This is a genomic window from Stenotrophomonas sp. 24(2023), from assembly GCF_030913365.1.
Classification (GTDB): Bacteria; Pseudomonadota; Gammaproteobacteria; order Xanthomonadales; family Xanthomonadaceae; genus Stenotrophomonas.
Window position 1 is genome coordinate 766905 of record NZ_CP133160.1, and the last position, 17133, is coordinate 784037.

The 17133-nt window shown below is 67.6% G+C and carries 11 protein-coding genes; 10 read left to right on the forward strand and 1 reads right to left on the reverse strand.

Annotated features, from left to right (window positions below):
* Window positions 1–27 precede the first annotated feature (27 nt).
* Genes Q9R17_RS03440 through Q9R17_RS03485 form a run of 10 tightly spaced genes read left to right on the forward strand, consistent with a single transcriptional unit; the run spans window position 28 to window position 9144 of the window.
* A complete protein-coding gene (locus Q9R17_RS03440; RefSeq protein WP_308157053.1) occupies window positions 28–1212 on the forward strand; it encodes a type II secretion system F family protein in 1185 nt (394 codons plus the stop codon).
* Window positions 1209–2909 carry a GspE/PulE family protein gene (locus Q9R17_RS03445; protein WP_308157054.1) on the forward strand — a complete coding sequence of 567 codons (1701 nt, stop codon included), beginning with the start codon at window positions 1209–1211 and terminating at the stop codon, window positions 2907–2909. The genes Q9R17_RS03440 and Q9R17_RS03445 overlap by 4 nt, the downstream gene beginning before the upstream one ends.
* Window positions 2902–3750, forward strand: coding sequence for a hypothetical protein (locus tag Q9R17_RS03450; protein WP_308157055.1), 849 nt, complete (start codon window positions 2902–2904; stop codon window positions 3748–3750). Before Q9R17_RS03445 ends, Q9R17_RS03450 begins: the two co-directional genes overlap by 8 nt.
* Window positions 3747–4292, forward strand: coding sequence for a hypothetical protein (locus Q9R17_RS03455; RefSeq protein ID WP_308157056.1), 546 nt, complete (start codon window positions 3747–3749; stop codon window positions 4290–4292). The genes Q9R17_RS03450 and Q9R17_RS03455 overlap by 4 nt, the downstream gene beginning before the upstream one ends.
* A complete protein-coding gene (locus Q9R17_RS03460) occupies window positions 4277–4876 on the forward strand; it encodes a hypothetical protein (RefSeq protein WP_308157057.1) in 600 nt (199 codons plus the stop codon). The genes Q9R17_RS03455 and Q9R17_RS03460 overlap by 16 nt, the downstream gene beginning before the upstream one ends.
* Window positions 4873–5415, forward strand: a complete 543-nt coding sequence (locus Q9R17_RS03465; protein WP_308157058.1) for a hypothetical protein — start codon at window positions 4873–4875, stop codon at window positions 5413–5415. The genes Q9R17_RS03460 and Q9R17_RS03465 overlap by 4 nt, the downstream gene beginning before the upstream one ends.
* Window positions 5412–7565 carry a secretin N-terminal domain-containing protein gene (locus Q9R17_RS03470; protein ID WP_308157059.1) on the forward strand — a complete coding sequence of 718 codons (2154 nt, stop codon included), beginning with the start codon at window positions 5412–5414 and terminating at the stop codon, window positions 7563–7565. Before Q9R17_RS03465 ends, Q9R17_RS03470 begins: the two co-directional genes overlap by 4 nt.
* Window positions 7562–8044, forward strand: a complete 483-nt coding sequence (locus tag Q9R17_RS03475) for a type II secretion system protein (protein ID WP_308157060.1) — start codon at window positions 7562–7564, stop codon at window positions 8042–8044. Before Q9R17_RS03470 ends, Q9R17_RS03475 begins: the two co-directional genes overlap by 4 nt.
* Window positions 8031–8558, forward strand: a complete 528-nt coding sequence (locus tag Q9R17_RS03480) for a prepilin-type N-terminal cleavage/methylation domain-containing protein (RefSeq protein WP_308157061.1) — start codon at window positions 8031–8033, stop codon at window positions 8556–8558. The genes Q9R17_RS03475 and Q9R17_RS03480 overlap by 14 nt, the downstream gene beginning before the upstream one ends.
* Window positions 8545–9144 (forward strand): type II secretion system protein, encoded by a 600-nt coding sequence (locus Q9R17_RS03485; protein WP_308157062.1) that lies wholly within the window; start codon window positions 8545–8547, stop codon window positions 9142–9144. The genes Q9R17_RS03480 and Q9R17_RS03485 overlap by 14 nt, the downstream gene beginning before the upstream one ends.
* Before the next feature lie 243 nt (window positions 9145–9387).
* On the opposite strand, the gene Q9R17_RS03490 is transcribed toward Q9R17_RS03485, so the two are convergent.
* Window positions 9388–17106, reverse strand: a complete 7719-nt coding sequence (locus tag Q9R17_RS03490) for a discoidin domain-containing protein (RefSeq protein WP_308157063.1) — start codon at window positions 17104–17106, stop codon at window positions 9388–9390.
* Window positions 17107–17133 lie beyond the last annotated feature (27 nt).

Below are 17133 nucleotides of genomic sequence, written 5' to 3' on the forward strand. Positions count from 1 at the left end.
CCGCCACACCACTCTGCCTGGCCCCCCATGCTGTTCGACGTCCGCGCACTGAATCCGCAGGGAGCCGTGCAACTGCTGCGCATGGAAGCGCATGACGCCCAGGAAGCCCGCGCCCTGGCCGAGGCACAGCAGTTGTTTGTCAGCACTGTACGCCCCGCCCGCACGGCAGGCCTGCGCCGCCAGGGCAGCGTGCTGTCGCTGGTCCTGTTCAGCCAGGAACTGCTGGCCCTGCTCACCGCCGGCCTGGGCATCGTCGAGGCGCTGCAGGCGCTGGCCGAGAAGGAAACCCGCCCGCGCACGCGTGCCCTGCTGGAACAGATGCTGGCCGGGCTGCACGAGGGCATGCGCCTGTCCGGCGTGCTGGCCCGCCATCCGCAGCACTTCCCGCCGTTGTACGTCGGCATCGTCCAGGCCGCCGAAGGCACCAGTGACCTGCCCCGCTCGCTGGCCCGCTACATCGACTACCAGCAGCGGGTGGACCAGGTCCGCGGCAAGCTGGTCAGTGCGGCCATCTACCCCAGCATCCTGATGCTGGTCGGCCTGGGCGTGAGCCTGTTCCTGATGACCTATGTGGTGCCCAAGTTCGCCGAGGTCTACCAGGATTCGGGCCGCCCGTTGCCCTGGATGTCACAGCAGATGCTGCAGTGGGGCCTGTTCGTGTCGCAGCATCCGCTGCTGGTGGCCGCGCTGGCGGCAATGCTCGGTGCAGTGGCCGTGGTGGCCTGGAAGCGGCTGCAGGCACGTGGCGGCCTGTTGCGCCTGGCCGCCGGCTGGCCCGGCGTGGGGCCGCGCGTGCACATCTACGAACTGTCACGGCTGTACCTGACGATGGGGATGCTGGTTGAAGGCGGCATTCCCATTCCTACCGCCCTGCGCACCGTGCAACCCATCGCCTCGGCACGGCTGCGACCGGCACTGCAGCAGGCGTTGTCGGCCGTGGAAAACGGCATGCCGTTGTCAGAGGCCTTTGAACAGGCCGGGCTGACCACGCCGATTTCCCTGCGCATGCTGCGGGTGGCCGAGCACACCGGTGAAATGGGCACGATGCTGCACCAGTCGGCGCTGTTCTACGACGGCGAGATCAGCCGCTGGATCGATCGTTTCTCGCGCAGCTTCGAGCCCCTGCTGATGGCCTTCATCGGTATCGTGGTCGGCACCATCGTCGTACTGCTGTACATGCCTATTTTCGACCTGGCCGGAGATCTGTCTTGACGGCGTCCCCCCCCACTGCCGTGCTGGACGCCGAGCTGCTGCGCCAGGCCCGTAGCCAGGCGCGTACCCGTCAGCAGCCGGTCATTTCCGTACTGCAGCAGCTCCTGCAGTTGCCCGAACATGCGCTGCTGCCGGCGTTGTCTGCAACGCTGGACATGCCGCTGCTGGATGCGGCCGGCCTGGCCGCGTGCCAGCCCCTGCCGGATCTGCTGCCCCTGCCACAGGCACTGCAGCGCGGCTGCCTGCTGCTGCGCGACGCGCAGGGACGCACCTGTGCCGTGGTGGACGACCCGTTCGACCAGGACCTGCGCACCTGGCTCAGCAGCCGGGCCGGCCTGCCCGATGGCAGCGTGCACACCGCCCTGGCCCGGCGCAGCGACATCCAGGCCTGGCTGTCGCGCCTGGAATCATCGGCCAAGGCCATGGAACAGCATGTGCCTGCCGAAGGCGCCCAGGCACCGCAGGCAGGGCGCGCTGCGGCGGAACTGTCCTTCGCCAGCGCGGCCGAGGGCGGCAGCCCTGCCGTGCGGCTGCTCAATTCCACGCTCTACGACGCGCTGAAGGCCACCGCCTCGGACATCCACCTGGAAAGCATGGCGAACGGGTTGATGGTCAAGTACCGCATCGACGGCGTGCTCAACCATGCCGCCACGGTGCAGGGCGCCGCGCTCAACGAGCAGGTGATCTCGCGCCTGAAGGTGCTGGCGGAGCTGGACATCTCCGAACGCCGCGTGCCACAGGACGGCAGCTTCCGGGTCACCAGCGGGGGCCGTGACATCGACCTGCGCGTATCGATCATGCCCAGCATCCACGGCGAAGACGCGGTGATTCGCGTGCTCGACAAGCGCGCGATGATCGAGGCCTACGGCGCGTTGACCCTGGAGGCACTGGGCTTTGATGCCCCTTCCCTGGCCAGCCTGCGCCAGCTGGCGCGCCAGGCCTACGGCATGCTGCTGGTCACCGGGCCGACCGGGTCGGGCAAGACCACCACGCTGTACGCCGCGCTGACCGAGATCCATGACGGGCGCGACAAGATCATCACCATCGAAGACCCGGTCGAGTACCAGCTTCCGGGCATCCTGCAGATTCCGGTGAACGAGAAGAAGGGCCTGAACTTCGCCAAGGGCCTGCGCTCGATCCTGCGCCACGACCCGGACAAGATCATGGTCGGTGAAATCCGCGACCGGGAGACGGCCGAGATCGCCGTGCAGTCAGCACTGACCGGCCACCTGGTGCTGACCACCGTGCACGCCAACAACGTGTTCGATGTGTTCGGCCGCTTCAAGCACATGGGCATCGATCCGTATTCGTTCGTATCGGCATTGAACGGCATCTGGGCGCAGCGCCTGGTACGGCTGAACTGCCCGCACTGCGCGACGGCCTGCGCGGCACCGGATGCGCAGGCGCTGGCCACGCTGGAACTCACCCCGTCGGATGTGCAGGACTTCACCTTCCTGCGTGGCACCGGCTGCGGTGACTGCCGCGACACCGGCTACAAGGGGCGCCATGCGATTGCCGAAGTGCTGCTGCTGGATGATGAGATCCGCGAGCTGGTGATCGAGCAGCGCCCGATCCGCCAGATCAAGGCCGCCGCGCACGCGGCCGGCACCCGCAGCCTGCGCCACGCCGCGCTGCAGCTGGTGCGCCAGGGCCTGACCACGCTGGAGGAAGTGCAGCGGGTGACGGTCCATGCATAGGAAACCGGGGCAATCGCTGCAGTTGGGCATCGCCTGTGATGGCCTGAGCCTGCTGTGCAGCCCGGAATGGGCCGATGGCCAACCCGGGCTGCTGGCACAGGTGTCCCTGCCATCCGCCGAAGGCCACAGCGCCGCCACTGTCCCCACGGCAGCGGCCCTGGCCGAGGCCGTGGACGCCCTGCTGGCCCCGCTCGCCCCGGCCCATCGCCATTGGCCGCTGCACGTGGTGCTGGACGACCGCCTCGCGCGGCTGTGGCAGGTCACGCCGCCGGCCACGCTGTCGCTGTGGTCCGGCGTAGCCGACCTGCGCAGCATGGCTGCCATGCGCCTGCAGCAACTGCATGGCGAAAACCCGGCCGACTGGCAGATCACAGCCGGCTGGCAGGCACGTCACCCGTTCATGGCCGCGGCACTGCCCCATGCCGTGCTGGCCGCCCTGCGCGCACTGGCCGAGCGCCATGGGCTGTGGCTGGCCAGCGTGCGCCCGCACCTGCTGGCCGTGTGGGATGGCAGCCGGCGCCAGCGCCGCAGCGGCCTGTGGCTGGGGCTGGTACACGATGGCCGGCTTGGCCTCGCCCTGGCCCACGGGCAGCGCCTGCACCAGGTGCGCTGGCAGGGGCTGCCCGCCCAGGCCGATACCGGCTGGCTGGCGCGCGTGCTGGCACGCGAAGCGCTGATGCAGTCGCTGCCTGTTCCGGACGACCTGCTGCTGTCGGGCCCGGCACCGCACTGGCTGCAGCAGGATCCCGCCTGCCGGCCGCTGGTCCCTGCCTTCCCGGACGCATCGCCCCCCTCCCTCCCCGCCAGCCTGTGGCTTGCTGCTGCAGGTGCCCCGCCATGACCGCCCCCCTCATCGATTTCGCTCCCGCCGGATGGCGCCGCCTGCTGTGGCAGGTCTCCCCGGCCCAGTGGGCGTTGCTGGTGCTGGCCACCCTCACCAGCACCGCCGCACTGGGCAGTGCCTGGTACCTGCAGGTCCAGCTGCAGGACCAGCAGCGCCGTACGCAACGCCTGCAGGACCAGGTGCACGAGCGCCAGCAGCGCCTGCGACCCGCGCGTGCTCCCGGGGTACCGGCCGCGCAGGCCGACGCCATCAACGCCATGGTGCAGCAGCTCAACCGCCCCTGGAACCAGCTGCACCAGCTGTTGAACGACACCGCCAGCGACCACGTCGCCCTGCTGTCCGTGGCACCGGATGCCCCGCACCACCTGCTGCACATCACCGCCGAAGCACGCGACAGCGACAGCATGCTGACCTACCTGCGCCAGCTGCAGCACCACCGCTTCCTTGAACAGGTCCTGCTGACCCACCACGAGGTGGACGAGCAGGACCCGCAGCATCCGCTGCGCTTCGAGCTGGAGGCACGATGGAACACGCACTGACGCGTGCCGAAGCAAGCCGCTGGCTGCTGCAGGCATGGCTGGCCGCGCGCCGCGTCACGCCGACCCGGTGGCTGCTGGCAGCGCTGTGCCTGCTGGCACTGGGGGCCGGCGGACTGGCCCTGCAGGCGCACCGCCAGCTGGGCGCTGCCAGCGCGCAGCAGGAAGCACTGCGGCAGCAGATACGACGACTGGACGCGCCGGTGGGCCGGCACAGCGGAGCAAGCGCGACGCCAGTGGGCGGTGCCGGCCATCTCGCCCGCTTCCAGGCGGTGCTGTCCGAGCACGAGGTGCTGGGCCCCTCGATTGAAACGCTGTTCGCGTTGGCCGACGCCCATGGCCTGGAACTGCGTGCAGCCGACTACCAGTACCACCACGACAGCGCCAGCGGGATCTACCAGTGCCAGATCAGCCTGCCGGTGAAGGGCGACTACGCCAGCATCTGGGCGTTCGTGCTCGACGTGCTGCAGTCACTTCCCTTCGCCGCACTGCAGGACATCAGCTTCCGGCGCACCACGATCACCGATCCGGCACCGCAGGCGCTGCTGCGCGTGACCCTGTACATGAACCGGCCCGACACGCCATGACCCCGCGCCACCTGATGATGGTCACCGGCCTGGTCGCTTCGGCTGCCCTGGCCCTGTGGGGCGACAAGCGCCCGGACGGGGCGGACGACGCTGCCGTCGCAGCCCCCGCCACCGCGGTGGTGGCCACCGCGACCACGCCGGTGCGGCGCGCGGGTGGCCACACCGTGCCTGACAGCAGCATCCTGCTGGTGCAGGCACGCCACCTCGTCGGTACCGACGGCCAGGCACGCCCTGGCGGCCCCTCGCCGTTCGCCAGCGCCAGCTGGGCACCGGCCGAACCGGTGTCGATGATGCCGGCCGTGCCGGTACAGGCCGAGGCGCCCAGCGCACCGATGGTGCCGTTCACCGTGCTGGGCAAGGCGCTGTCCAACAACGTCTGGGAAGTGTTCCTGGCCAACGGTGCCAGTACCTACGTGGTGCATGAGCAGAGCACCGTGGACGACAACTACCGCATCGACTCCATCCAGCCGCCAACGATGCAGCTGACCTACCTGCCGATGAATACCGTGCAAACCCTGGATATTGGAGCCGCGCAATGAACCCGAGCCCGCGCAATGCGCGCCCCCTGCTGCGCCAGGGCACCCTGGCCCTGTCGATGGCCGTGCTGCTGGGCGGCTGTGCGGCCCGTCAGGCGCTGCACGAAGGCCAGGCGCTGATCGCCAAGCAGCAGACCGAAGCCGGCCTGGGCAAGCTGCAGGAAGCGGTGAAGCTGGCACCGGACGATGCCCGCTACCGGCTGGCCTACATCAACAGCCGCGACCGCATCCTCGCCGACCTGATGGCCGATGCCGCGCGCCAGGCCAACCAGGGCGAAACGGAGGCCGCGCGCGCCTCGCTGGAGCAGGTGCTCAAGCTCGACCCGCGCAACCAGCCGGCACGCACCGCGCTGACCGATCTGGATGCCCAGGTGCGCAACCGCCAGCTGCTGGCCGACGTCGCCCTGTCGATGAGCGAAAACCGCTACGACGAGGCGCGCAGCACCATCAACCGCATCCTGCGCACCCAGCCCGACAACAGCTCGGCGCGCAGCATGCTGCAGGAGCTCGACGGCCGCACCCAGCAGCCCCAGCTCACCGCCGACCTGGCCCAGGCCTACCGCCAGCCGATCACCCTGGAATTCCGCGATGCACCGCTGCGCCAGGTCTTCCAGGTACTGGCCCAGCGCTCGGGCCTGAACTTCGTGTTCGACAAGGACGTGCGTGCCGACAGCAAGGTCTCGCTGTACCTGAAGAACAGCACGGTGGAACAAGCCCTGTACTTCATGCTGGTCAGCAACCAGCTGGAACGCCAGGTGATGGACGGCAACACGCTGCTGATCTATCCCAACCTGCCGGCCAAGGTGCGCGAGTACCAGGAAACCGTGGTCAAGACGTTCTTCCTCAACAGCGCCGACGCCAAGGACCTGGCCAACAGCATCAAGACGCTGCTCAAGAGCCGCGACGTGGTGGTCGACGAGAAGCTCAACGCCGTGATCGTGCGCGACAGCCCCGAAGCAGTGCAGCTGGCCGCGCGCCTGGTCGCGCTGCAGGACCGCCCGGAACCGGAAGTGGTGCTGGACGTGGAAGTGCTGGAGGTCTCGCGCAGCAAGGAACTGAACCTGGGCATCAACTGGCCGCAGTCGGTCTCGCTCACCCCGCTGTCCACCACCGGCGGCAGCCAGGTCACGCTCAACGACCTGCTGCATGCACGCCGCAACACGCTCAGCCTGGGCAGTGCCGCACCGACGGCGGTCATCCACGCCAACGCGCTGGATGGCAATGCCAACATCCTGGCCAATCCACGCATCCGCGTGCGCAACCGCGAGAAGGCCAAGATCCTGGTCGGCGACAAGGTGCCGGTGATCACCGCCACCGTCGGCGGCGGCGTCGGCGCGTTCGCGTCCGAATCGGTGAACTACGTGGACGTGGGCCTGACCCTCAATGTCGAGCCGACCATCTACCTGAACAACGACATCGGCATCAAGGTCGCACTGGAAGTCAGCAGCCTCGGCGCGGCCACCACCACGTCTTCGGGCAGCCGCGTGTTCCAGATCGGTACGCGCCAGGCCACCACCCTGCTGCAGCTGCATGACGGCGAGAACCAGGTGCTGGCCGGCCTGATCAACAACCAGGAAAACGAGACCAGCAGCAAGGTGCCGGGCCTGGGCGAATTCCCGCTGCTGGGCCGCCTGTTCGGTGGCACCGACACCTCGGGCAAGCGCACCGAGATCGTGCTGTCGATCACCCCGCACCTGGTGCGCAACATCGAACGCCCGGCGGACATCAGCACCGAGTTCCTGGCCGGCACCGAAGGCAACTACCGCAAGCGTCCGCTGCCGGCCCTACCGGCCACTCCGGCCGGTGCGCGTGCCGCCACCAACGCTGCCGCGGCACCGGCCGCCAGTGGCGCGCTGCAACCCGAACGCGCCGGCGTGCTGATGATGGGCTCCGGTGTCGGTGGCCAGGCTTCCAGTTCGTCCGGCATGTCGCTGTACCAGGATGCGCATGTGGCCGCGCCGGCCAATGGCACCGCAGCGCCGGCACCGGCCGATCCGACGCCGACGCCCGCACCCGCTGCGCCTCCGGCCGCCCCGCCGGCGGCGCCACCGGCACCGTCCCCGGTCAACAGCGTGCCGCTGTCGGCATCGCAGCCGCAGGGCCCGTTCAGCGCACCACCGCCCTCCAGCAAGCCGATCGGCAATCCGTCATGAGCCCGCGCCCGGCCACCCGCGGCTTCACGCTGATCGAGCTGCTGGTCAGCCTGACCATCGTGGCCATCCTCGGCACGCTGCTGGTGCCGGTGGCCCAGCGCAGCGCGCAGCGCAGCCAGGAACAGGAGCTGCGCCGTGACCTGCGCGAGATCCGCCAGGCGATCGACGCCTACAAGCGTGCCTGGGATGAAGGGCGCATCGAGAAGGAAGCCACCGCCACCGGCTACCCGCCCACCCTCGACGTGCTGGTGCAGGGCGTGAGCGACCTGCGCAGCCCTTCGCACAGGACGCTGTACTTCCTGCGCCGCGTGCCGCGCAATCCGTTCAACACCGATGCGTCGCTGGCCGCCGCCCAGACCTGGGGGCTGCGCAGCTACAGCAGCGAAGCCGCCGCGCCGCAGGCCGGGGAAGATGTCTATGACGTGTATGTGCCGCAGGCCCTGCTGGGGCTCAACGGGGTGCCCTATGCGCTGTGGTGATGGCAGCGGCCAGCGCGCGCAGCGCGGCTTCACCCTGATCGAACTGCTGGTGGTGCTGGGCATCATCGCCCTGCTGCTGACCTTGAGCGCACCGCGCCTGTTCTCCGCCCAGGACCGCGCCCGCGATACGGTGCTGGCCGACAACCTGCGCTCGCTGCGTGCCACGATCGATGCCTTCCATGGGGATACCGGCCGCTACCCGCAGTCGCTGGAAGAACTGGTGCAGCGCCAGTACCTGCGCGCCCTGCCGATGGACCCGGTGACCCACAGTGCCACGACCTGGATCACCGAGCAGGAAGCGCCGGACAACACCGGCAGCGCCGGCGGCGATGGCAGCGCCATCGGTGGCCTGGACCCCGGCAGTGTCGGCCCACGCTTTGGCGCCAGCATTCCCGGCAGCACCCTGCCGCAGCCGGCCTTCGCCACGGCACCGCCACCACCGCCGGGCATCTGCTGCGTGCGCAGCGGCGCGCCGGGGGCCGACCATGAAGGCAAGCCCTATGCGAGTTACTGAGCCGGCACCGCCGGCCGCGCACGCGGACGACATGCCGCGCGCACCGGGCGGACAGGACGGCTTCACCTACATCGGCGTGCTGGTCGTCATTACCGTGCTCGGCCTGGTCGCCACCAGCGGCATCCAGTTGTCGGCGCTGGCGCAGCGGCGCAGCGCCGAACAGGCACTGCTGGATATCGGCGCGGATTTCAGCGACGCCCTGCAGCGCTATGCCGCCGACACGCCCCCGGGGCAGCCCACCCAGCCGCCGAACCTGGATGCGCTGCTGCGCGACCCGCGCTCGCCGGCCCCGCGGCGCTACCTGCGCCGGATCTACGCCGATCCGTTCACCGGCTCGACGGACTGGGGCATCACCTACGCCAGTGGCACCACCGGCGTGCTCGAGATCTACAGCCGCTCAAGCGGCAGGACCCTCAAGCGTGGGCACTTCGAGCCACGCTTTGCCAGCTTCGAAGGAACCTCGCGGCTGTCGGCCTGGCGCTTCTCCGCACAGACCGCGGCGCTGCCCTCGCCGCCGGGAAGCACGACGCCCGGCGCCGCACCGCCCTCGGGATCGGCACCAAGCCCGTTCTCCAGCGGCCTGTAACCGCGTCTCTTCTGCCGCTGCTGCAGCCTGCCTGCCTTGCGGGCCGGCAACACCTGCGCGCGCCTCCGCTGCATCGTGCATGCCTGCGCCCGGCGCGCCCCTGCACGGCATGACCCTGCACGGCGCTGGCAGCGGCAACGAAAAAGCCCCACCGCATCGCTGCGGCAGGGCTCCGTATCGGGCCCGAAGGCCCCCGCTCAGGCCCGGGTCACGCGAACGCGCCCCGGGCCATCCAGCGTCGGCTTACCAGCCGATCCCCAGCACGACGTGCTCGGGCTTGGGCGCCATGATGGTCGAGCTCTGGTCGGACACGTCGTCGTAGGAGAAGCCATAGGCCTTTCCATCCACGCTGTGGTCGTGCCAGAACTTGGCATAGGCGTTGTACGGACCGGTGGCGTACCAGCCAGCCGTATGCGCATCCCAGATCGACGCATCTTCCATGATGTGACGGTTGAAGCCGGCACACAGGCGCGTTTCGATCTGCAGTTCGGTGCTGTCACCGCTGGCCAGCTTGCCCTTGCCTTCCAGGATTTCCTGGGTGTTGGGCTTGCCGATGCGGTACACCTTGGGCGGCTCGGTCGAACCCTGCGGCACGACCGTGGTGAACACCAGTTCCTCGCCCTCGGTCACAGCGGTGAACTGCTGTGCGCCCAGGGTGAAGCGCAGGGTGTGGGTGCGGTAGTAATCCCACACCTGGTTCACGTAGGCATCGAAGTAGTGGCCGTTGACCTGGCCCTCATCGAAGCTGCCCTTGGCCGGCGCCATGATGCGCTGCGCCGTCGGCTTGGTCACCATGAACTCCGGCGGCACTTCCTTGGCGTAGGCCGCCATGATCACGTCGCGGGATTCCACGATGCCCGTGCGCTGGTGCCACGTGCGGTTGTCACCATAGACGTCTTCCACCAGCGGGAAGCCGAACTGGTCCACCTGGGTATTGTTCAGCCACAGACCAATGTTGTTGTAGGTGAACTCATACCAGTCGAAGTGCACGTCGATGTTCGGGTCGGTGGGATTGAGGACGTTCGGGCCGGCGAAGCCGACCTGGTGGTTGATGTCCTCATTGACCTTGATGTACATCGGCGAGCCCAGCGAGACGAAGATACGGCCGCCGTCCAGCTTCGGCATCTTCAGCAGCTTGCTCTGCGCAAGGGTGAAGAAGTAGTTGCTGTAGTTCTGGCCGTTCTTGGTCAGATGGTTGGCAGCTTCGTTGTCGGCCACCGTCATCGGCACCGGGGTGCCATCGGGCGTGAGATATACGAAGCGGCCGTTCTCGTTCGGATCACGCGCGATCACCGCCACATAGACCTGGTCGTCACTGAACTTGCCGTGGGTACGGTTCTTCAGTGCCACGCCCAGGGCGTTGGGGTAAACGGTGTAGTCCGGAACGGTGGTGCCATCATCGTCGCCCGGGTTGGGCGGCGTGGTGCCTCCCTCATTGGCCTGCACCACCAGGGTGGCCGGCTGCGAGGTGGTCGACAGGCCGGCGGCATTGGTCACCGTGACGGTGAACACGGCGCCGTTGTCGGCCAGGGTGGTGGCAGCGAGCACGTAGCTGCTGCCGGTGGCACCGGCGATCGCCTGGCCGTTGCGGCTCCACTGGTAGCTCAGGCCATCGGCCTGCGCCACCGCGACGGAGAAGCGTGCGGCCGCCCCGACCGTGACCGCGACGTTGACCGGCTGGGTCTGGATCACGGGCGGCTTGGGCTGCGGTTGCGGGTCAGGCTGGGTCGGCGGGATCTGGCCATCCTGCGGGGCGTACACCTCGAAGGCTTCCAGCGAATAGCCGTAGTCGGTGCCACGACGCACACCCTGCATACGCACGTAACGTGCCTGTGCAGCATCGATACGGATGTGCTCCAGGCCACCGCTGCCGGCGGTCTGGTTATACACGGTGTTCCACGTCTGAGCGTCGGAGGACAGCTGGATGCTGTAGGCCGCACCGTAGGCACGTTCCCAGTTCAGCACCACCTGGCCCACCGGCTGGACGCTGCCCAGGTCGACGTAGATCCATGCGTTGTCATGGAAATCCGACGACCAGCGGGTGTCGTCCTTGCCATCCACCGCCAGGGCGCCGCCGAGCCGGCCGGCGTCCTCGCTGCCACTGGCGACGGTGGCACGGCCCTGGGCCAGGTCCACCGGCTGCGGCGGCACGGTACCGGACGCCGGCGTGCCGTAGATCTCGAACTCATGCAGCGAATAACCGTACTGCGAGGCGCGACGAACGCCCTGCATGCGCACGTAGCGCGCCTGCACCGGGGTGAAGCTCAGCGCTTCATTGCCCCCCTGGCCGGCGTTCTGCGTGTACACCGTGGTCCAGTCCTGGCCGTTGCCGGAGGTCTGGATCAGGTAGGCCGCACCATAGGCACGTTCCCAACGCAGGCCGACACCGGTCACCGTGCCCGGCACACCCAGGTCCACGGTCAGCCAGGCATCGTCATGGAAGTCCGACGCCCAGCGCGTATCCAGGCGGCCATCGATCGCGTTGATTGCCGGGGTGGCAATCGGGCTCTCGACACCGCTGGAGTAGGCGCGCTTGCCCAGCGAGAGGCTGGGCGTGGGGGTCGGATCGACCGGCTGCTGCGGGTTGCCACCCGGGTTCTGGCCGTTGCCGTTGTCACCACCACCGTGGTTGGACGGCAGCACGGTCAGCACCACGTCATCGCTCTTGACCTGGCTGTTGCCCACCGAGGCCACGACAGCGAAGACGGCACCGTTGTCGGCTGCCGTGGTCGCGGGCGTGTCATAGGACGGTTCGCTGGTGGTGGCCACCCGTTCACCGTTCTTGAACCACTGGTAGCTCAGCTCCGGCGAACCGATCACCGACAGGCTGAAGTGGGCCGACTGGCCCTGGGTCACGGTCTGTGCGACCGGCTGGGTCACGATGCTCAACTGCGGGCCGAACACGCGGAACTCGAACAGCGAGTAACCGTATTCGGTATTGCGCTTCACACCCTGCATGCGGACATGCTGGGCCATCACGGTCTGGAAGGACAGCTTCTCTTCACCGCCACGACCGGCCTTCTGGTTGTAGACGGTCTTCCAGTCATTGCCATCGATGGACACTTCGATGCGGTAGGCCTTGCCATAGGCAAGCTGCCACAGCAGTTCCACCTTGTTGATCGCCTGCGGCCTGCCCAGATCGATATCGATGTAGGCATCGTCATTGAAGTCCGACGACCAGCGGCTTTCAGGGTCACCATCGACCACGTTCTTCGGGTCGGAGAACACCGGGTTCTCGTTGCCGCTGGCGTGGACATCCTTGTGCAGCGCCAGGTTGTCCGAGGTCGACGGCACGCCGTCCACCACCGACAGCACGGCGGCGTTGCTCAGGGTCGTGGCGTTGCCGTCACGGACCTGCACGCCGAAGCGCGCACCGTTGTCGTCCAGGGTCACCGGCGCCGTGGTGTAGTTGGCGGCGGTGGCACCGGCGATCGGCTGGCCGTCACGCTCCCACTGGTAGCTGGCCTGGTGGCCGGCCGGCAGCGTCGCGCCCACCGTGAAGGTGGCGGTCTTGCCGATGGCGGCGGCCTGGTCGGCCGGCTGCATCACGATCACCGGCGGCTGGCCGGGCTGCTGCGGGTTGCCATTGCCCGGATCGGTCGCTGCCTTGACCGTCAGGGTGACTTCCTGGCTGGTCACGGTACCGGCCGAGTTGCTGACCACCACGTAGAACTGGCTGCCATTGTCGTCCAGCGTCAGCACAGGGGTGTCATAGAACGGGCTGGCACTGCTCTGCACCTGGGTACGGTTGCGGAACCAGACATAGGTCAGCGGATCGGTGCCACTGGCACCCACGGCGAAGTGGGCCGAGGTACCGACCGTGGCCGTCAGGCCGGCCGGCTGTACGGTCACCTGGGGTGCCTTCACCTGCGGCGTGCCTGCGACGCACAGCGCCCAGCCCGGCAGGTTGTCAGCGGTACCCACGTTCACGTCACCACCGGAGGACACCCAGTACGCCAAGCGGTCATCACCGGGAACGTTGTTCGACGTCCAGGTCTTCCAGGCCTTGGGGAAGGCACAGGAGGCGGCATTGCGGCCGCTGATCGACACTGCTTCCTCGCGGGTCGGCAGGCGTGCGCCCTGGTCACGGCAGTACAGCGCCGCCTTGGCCTGGGTCAGCTGCTGGTCACCGGTCAGGGTGAAGTGCGCACGGTTCCACAGCAACGTGGTCTGGTTGTCACGTACGTGCCCCTGGTCCACCACGCTGTAACGCTCGGTGTCCGGACCGCAGGTAGCGACGTTGTAGACCTCCACCTCATACAGCGAGTAGCCGTACTGGGTGGCACGCTTCTGGCCGGTCACCCGGACATAACGGGCCGTGGTCGTCGGGAACCCGAACTCCTCCACGCCACCGGGCGCGTTGTCGCCCGAGGGGAAGACCGTCCTCCACTCCTTGTTGTCGTTGGACACATCCACCTGGTACTTGGACGCATGGGCGGCTTCCCAGCGCAGGATGATGTCGTTGAACGGCAGCGGCGCACCCAGGTCCACGGTGATGGTCGCTTCGTACGGCTTGTCCTGGTCTTCCGGTGCCGGAATCGCCGAGCCCCACGGCGTGCTGACGTTGCCGTCGGTCACGTTGCTGGCCGGCATGCCCCCTTCGTTCTGGTAGCTGCTGGCGAAGGCCACCTTGCCACGCGCCAGGTTCACACCCGGAGCGGCCTGCGACAGGGTCGCCGGCTGGCTGCTCACCGAACCTGCGGCATTGGTGATGGTGACCGAGTAGTTGCCGAAATCGGTCGACTGCACCGATTCGATCAGCAGTTCGGCCTTGTTCGTGCCGACCACGCCACGCGGGCCCCGCCACTCATACTTCACCGGCTCCGAGCCGTGCTTGAGGGTCACCGAGAACTTGGCCGACTGGTTCAGTGCGGCCACCTGGTTCAGCGGCTGGGTGCCGATCTCCAGGCCTTCGGCCGGCTTCACCGTCAGCGTTGCCGGCAGGGAAACGACCTGCGCGACCGGGTTGGTCACGCGCACCTTGAACACGGCGCCGTTGTCCCGCATCGATGCTGCAGCGATCTCGTAGCGGGCATCGGTGGCGCCATCGATGGCGACATCGTTGCGCAGCCACTGGAACGTCAGTTCCGGCGAACCCGACACCTTCACCTCGAACACCACCGGCGCGCCTTCAATCAGGCTCTGGTCGGCGATCTGGGTGTCGAAGCTCGGCGCCACCGGCGGGTACACCGTCAGCTTGGCCGAACGCGACTGCACCACGCCCTTGGCGTTGGTGACATTCACGCTGAAGGTCGTATCGGTGTCGATCAGCGCCGTGGCCGGGGTGACCAGCGTGCTGGCCGTGGCACCCGGGATCGGCGTACCGTTGCGCAGCCACTGGAAGCCCAGCGGACCGGCACCGGTGGCCATCACGGCAAAGCGTGCGGGCTGACCGGCACTGACCAGCTGGTCCTGCGGCTGCAGCAGCACCACCGGCACATCGGAAATGCCCTGCACCTGCGGGTTCGACGCTTCCACCGCGTAGGTCGCCCGGCCTGCACCCAGGCCCGGCGAGGTGGCGGTCACGGTGACCGTACCCGGCTTGAACGTGGTGCGGATGGCAATACGCTGCAGACCACCTTCGGCGGCAAGCTCGTGGTCACCCGGCGAATGGTAGGCCAGGTTCTTCGGCGTGAAGTCGTCCGGGTTGGTGACGATGTGGTTCCAGCCACCACGGTAGTTGGCCACCGTCGCGTCGCTGACGTTGAAGGTGATGGTGTTGGAGGCATCCGGCACCACCACGCCATTGGCATCAACCACGCGGGCAGTGATGAACACCGCATCGGAACCGTTGGCGGTCCACTTGAAGGTGCTGCCATCGGGACGCTGCAGGGCCGGTTCAACGACCAGTTCCAGGTGATCGGCGGCACCGGCGGTGACACGCGAATCCTCGGCCTTGACCGTACCGAACTCATCCAGGCACTGCGCCGTCAGCGTACCCGGCTCGAACTTGACGTTGTCCCAGTGCACCTGGCCAACCAGGCCGGTGGTGTTCTGCGAGGTGTCGTTGTTCTCGACGGTGATGCTGTTGGGGATCTGGCTGGTGCCCTGCTGCTTGCCGTTGACGTACAGGTTCACCGCCGGGCAGTTGCTGAATGCATTGACCCGCACGGTACCGGAACGGTTCCAGTGGTGGGCCAGATGCACGACCGGACGGATGGTGTACGGCGTCCACGCGGCCTTGTAGGTGTAGTACAGCAGCTTCGGCAGGCGGCCACCGTCCATCATGGAGTCACCCAACGAGCGCACGCGCTTGTCTTCGACACCACTCCAGAAGGTGCTGGTTTCGCCCGGCGTTTCGGCCAGGTACCAGTGCGCGATGCCGAAGGCGTTATGCACGACGCCACGACGCCAGTCGTCCATGAAGGGCGCGGCCATCGCGATTTCGTAGTCATAGCTTTCGCGGAACTCGCCACGGCCCCAGTACTCGGCCGACCAGGCCGGCTTGTTCGGGAACTGGTCCTTGACGTTCAGTTCGCAGCTTTCGCGCGAGCAGCCCAGCACGTCGCCATTGCGGTCATCGGGCGTACGGTCGACCTGCGCACGGGTCGCCACCGGGTCCCACTGGTTGGTGACCTGGCGGACTTCCTGCGCGAAGTTGTGATCCATCACGCCGTTGTTCGCTTCCCAGCCCAGGATGGACGGGTTGCTGCGGTCGCGGACGATCATCTCGCGGTGCAGCTCAAGCTTCAGCGGGTACTTGTTGATCAGGTTCTGCGGGCAGTCGGTGGTCGGCTGCGATTCGCGGTAGCAGGAACCGGCAAACCCGTTCTCGCCGTCGCCGCTGGGCTGGACGATGAACACACCCAGTGCGTCGGCGGCTGCCACGAACTCCGGGCTGGAGGCGGAATGGCCGGGACGGTAGATGTTGCCACCGGCATCGGCCAGCAGCTTCAGGTCACGCCACTGCTGTTCCTCGGGCACGGCCGTGCCCAGCGCCGGGTAGTCATAACGGCCCGAGGCGCCCCACAGGTGGTGCGCGTAGCCGTTGATGATCGGGAAGTCCTTGTCCCAGGTGATGGTGCGGATGCCCAGCGGACTCTGCGACGCATCGACCACCACACCGTTGATGCTGACGATGTGGTTCACCCGGTACATGTACGGCCTGCCGTACTTGCTGTTGTTGGGGAACCACAGCACCGGGTTGGCGACGTTGAGGTACTGGACGATGCCCGTGGGACGCAGCGGACTGGCCGGGTTGGCCGGCAGCGTCCTGGTGTCCTGCGTCTGTGCCACCACCTGCCCTTCGACGTCGACGATCTGGGTCGTCAGCACGGCCTGCTGGGCTTCGCTGGTTTCATTGAGCAGGTTCGTCTCCACCCGCACCCGTGCCGACTTGCGGTCATCGGCGATGGATTCGGTGGCGATGTACGTACCCCAGGTGTTGAGCACCGGGTAGACGTTCTGCGGGATATGCACCCGGTTGGTCACGTACATGTACACCGGGCGGAAGATGCCCGTGTCACCCTGGCCGAAGCGGAAGCCACCGGAGAAATCCGGGTTCTCGAAGAAGTTGGCGTTGGCCGCCACCTTCACCGCCATGACGTTGTCGCTGCCATCGGTCTTCACCATGTCGGTGATGTCGATGACGAACGGCAGGAAGCCGTTGACGTGGGTCGCATCCTTGTTGAAGGCGCTGCTGCCACGGACCAGCTGACCGTTCACATACACCTGCACGCCGGTATGCGCCCCTTCGAACTCCACCAGGATCTTGCGACCGGCGTAGCTGCCAGGCAGGGTGAAGTGCTTGCGGTACCAGGCCTGGCCATGCATGAAGCCGGCACCACCACCCGACTGGGTGTTGGAGAACATCTCGTTCTCGTTGATCGAGTGCGGGATGCCGACCGACTGCCAGCCGGAGTCATCGAAGCCGGGCTTCATGGCCTCTGGCGGGTCCGAGTCGCGGATGTATTTCCACGCCGTGGCCCCCAGGTTGATCTTGATGCGCTCGGAGATGGGCACGGCCACCTCCTTCGCTCCCACTGGCTG

Excerpts from the sequence above, each read along its gene's own strand:
- Q9R17_RS03440 (WP_308157053.1), top strand. The coding sequence starts at position 28 with ATGCTGTTCGACGTCCGCGCACTGAATCCGCAGGGAGCCGTGCAACTG.
- Q9R17_RS03460 (WP_308157057.1), top strand. The coding sequence starts at position 4,277 with ATGGAACACGCACTGACGCGTGCCGAAGCAAGCCGCTGGCTGCTGCAG.
- Q9R17_RS03465 (WP_308157058.1), top strand. The coding sequence starts at position 4,873 with ATGACCCCGCGCCACCTGATGATGGTCACCGGCCTGGTCGCTTCGGCT.
- Q9R17_RS03470 (WP_308157059.1), top strand. The coding sequence starts at position 5,412 with ATGAACCCGAGCCCGCGCAATGCGCGCCCCCTGCTGCGCCAGGGCACC.
- Q9R17_RS03485 (WP_308157062.1), top strand. The coding sequence starts at position 8,545 with ATGCGAGTTACTGAGCCGGCACCGCCGGCCGCGCACGCGGACGACATG.
- Q9R17_RS03475 (WP_308157060.1), top strand. The coding sequence starts at position 7,562 with ATGAGCCCGCGCCCGGCCACCCGCGGCTTCACGCTGATCGAGCTGCTG.
- Q9R17_RS03480 (WP_308157061.1), top strand. The coding sequence starts at position 8,031 with ATGCGCTGTGGTGATGGCAGCGGCCAGCGCGCGCAGCGCGGCTTCACC.
- Q9R17_RS03450 (WP_308157055.1), top strand. The coding sequence starts at position 2,902 with ATGCATAGGAAACCGGGGCAATCGCTGCAGTTGGGCATCGCCTGTGAT.
- Q9R17_RS03455 (WP_308157056.1), top strand. The coding sequence starts at position 3,747 with ATGACCGCCCCCCTCATCGATTTCGCTCCCGCCGGATGGCGCCGCCTG.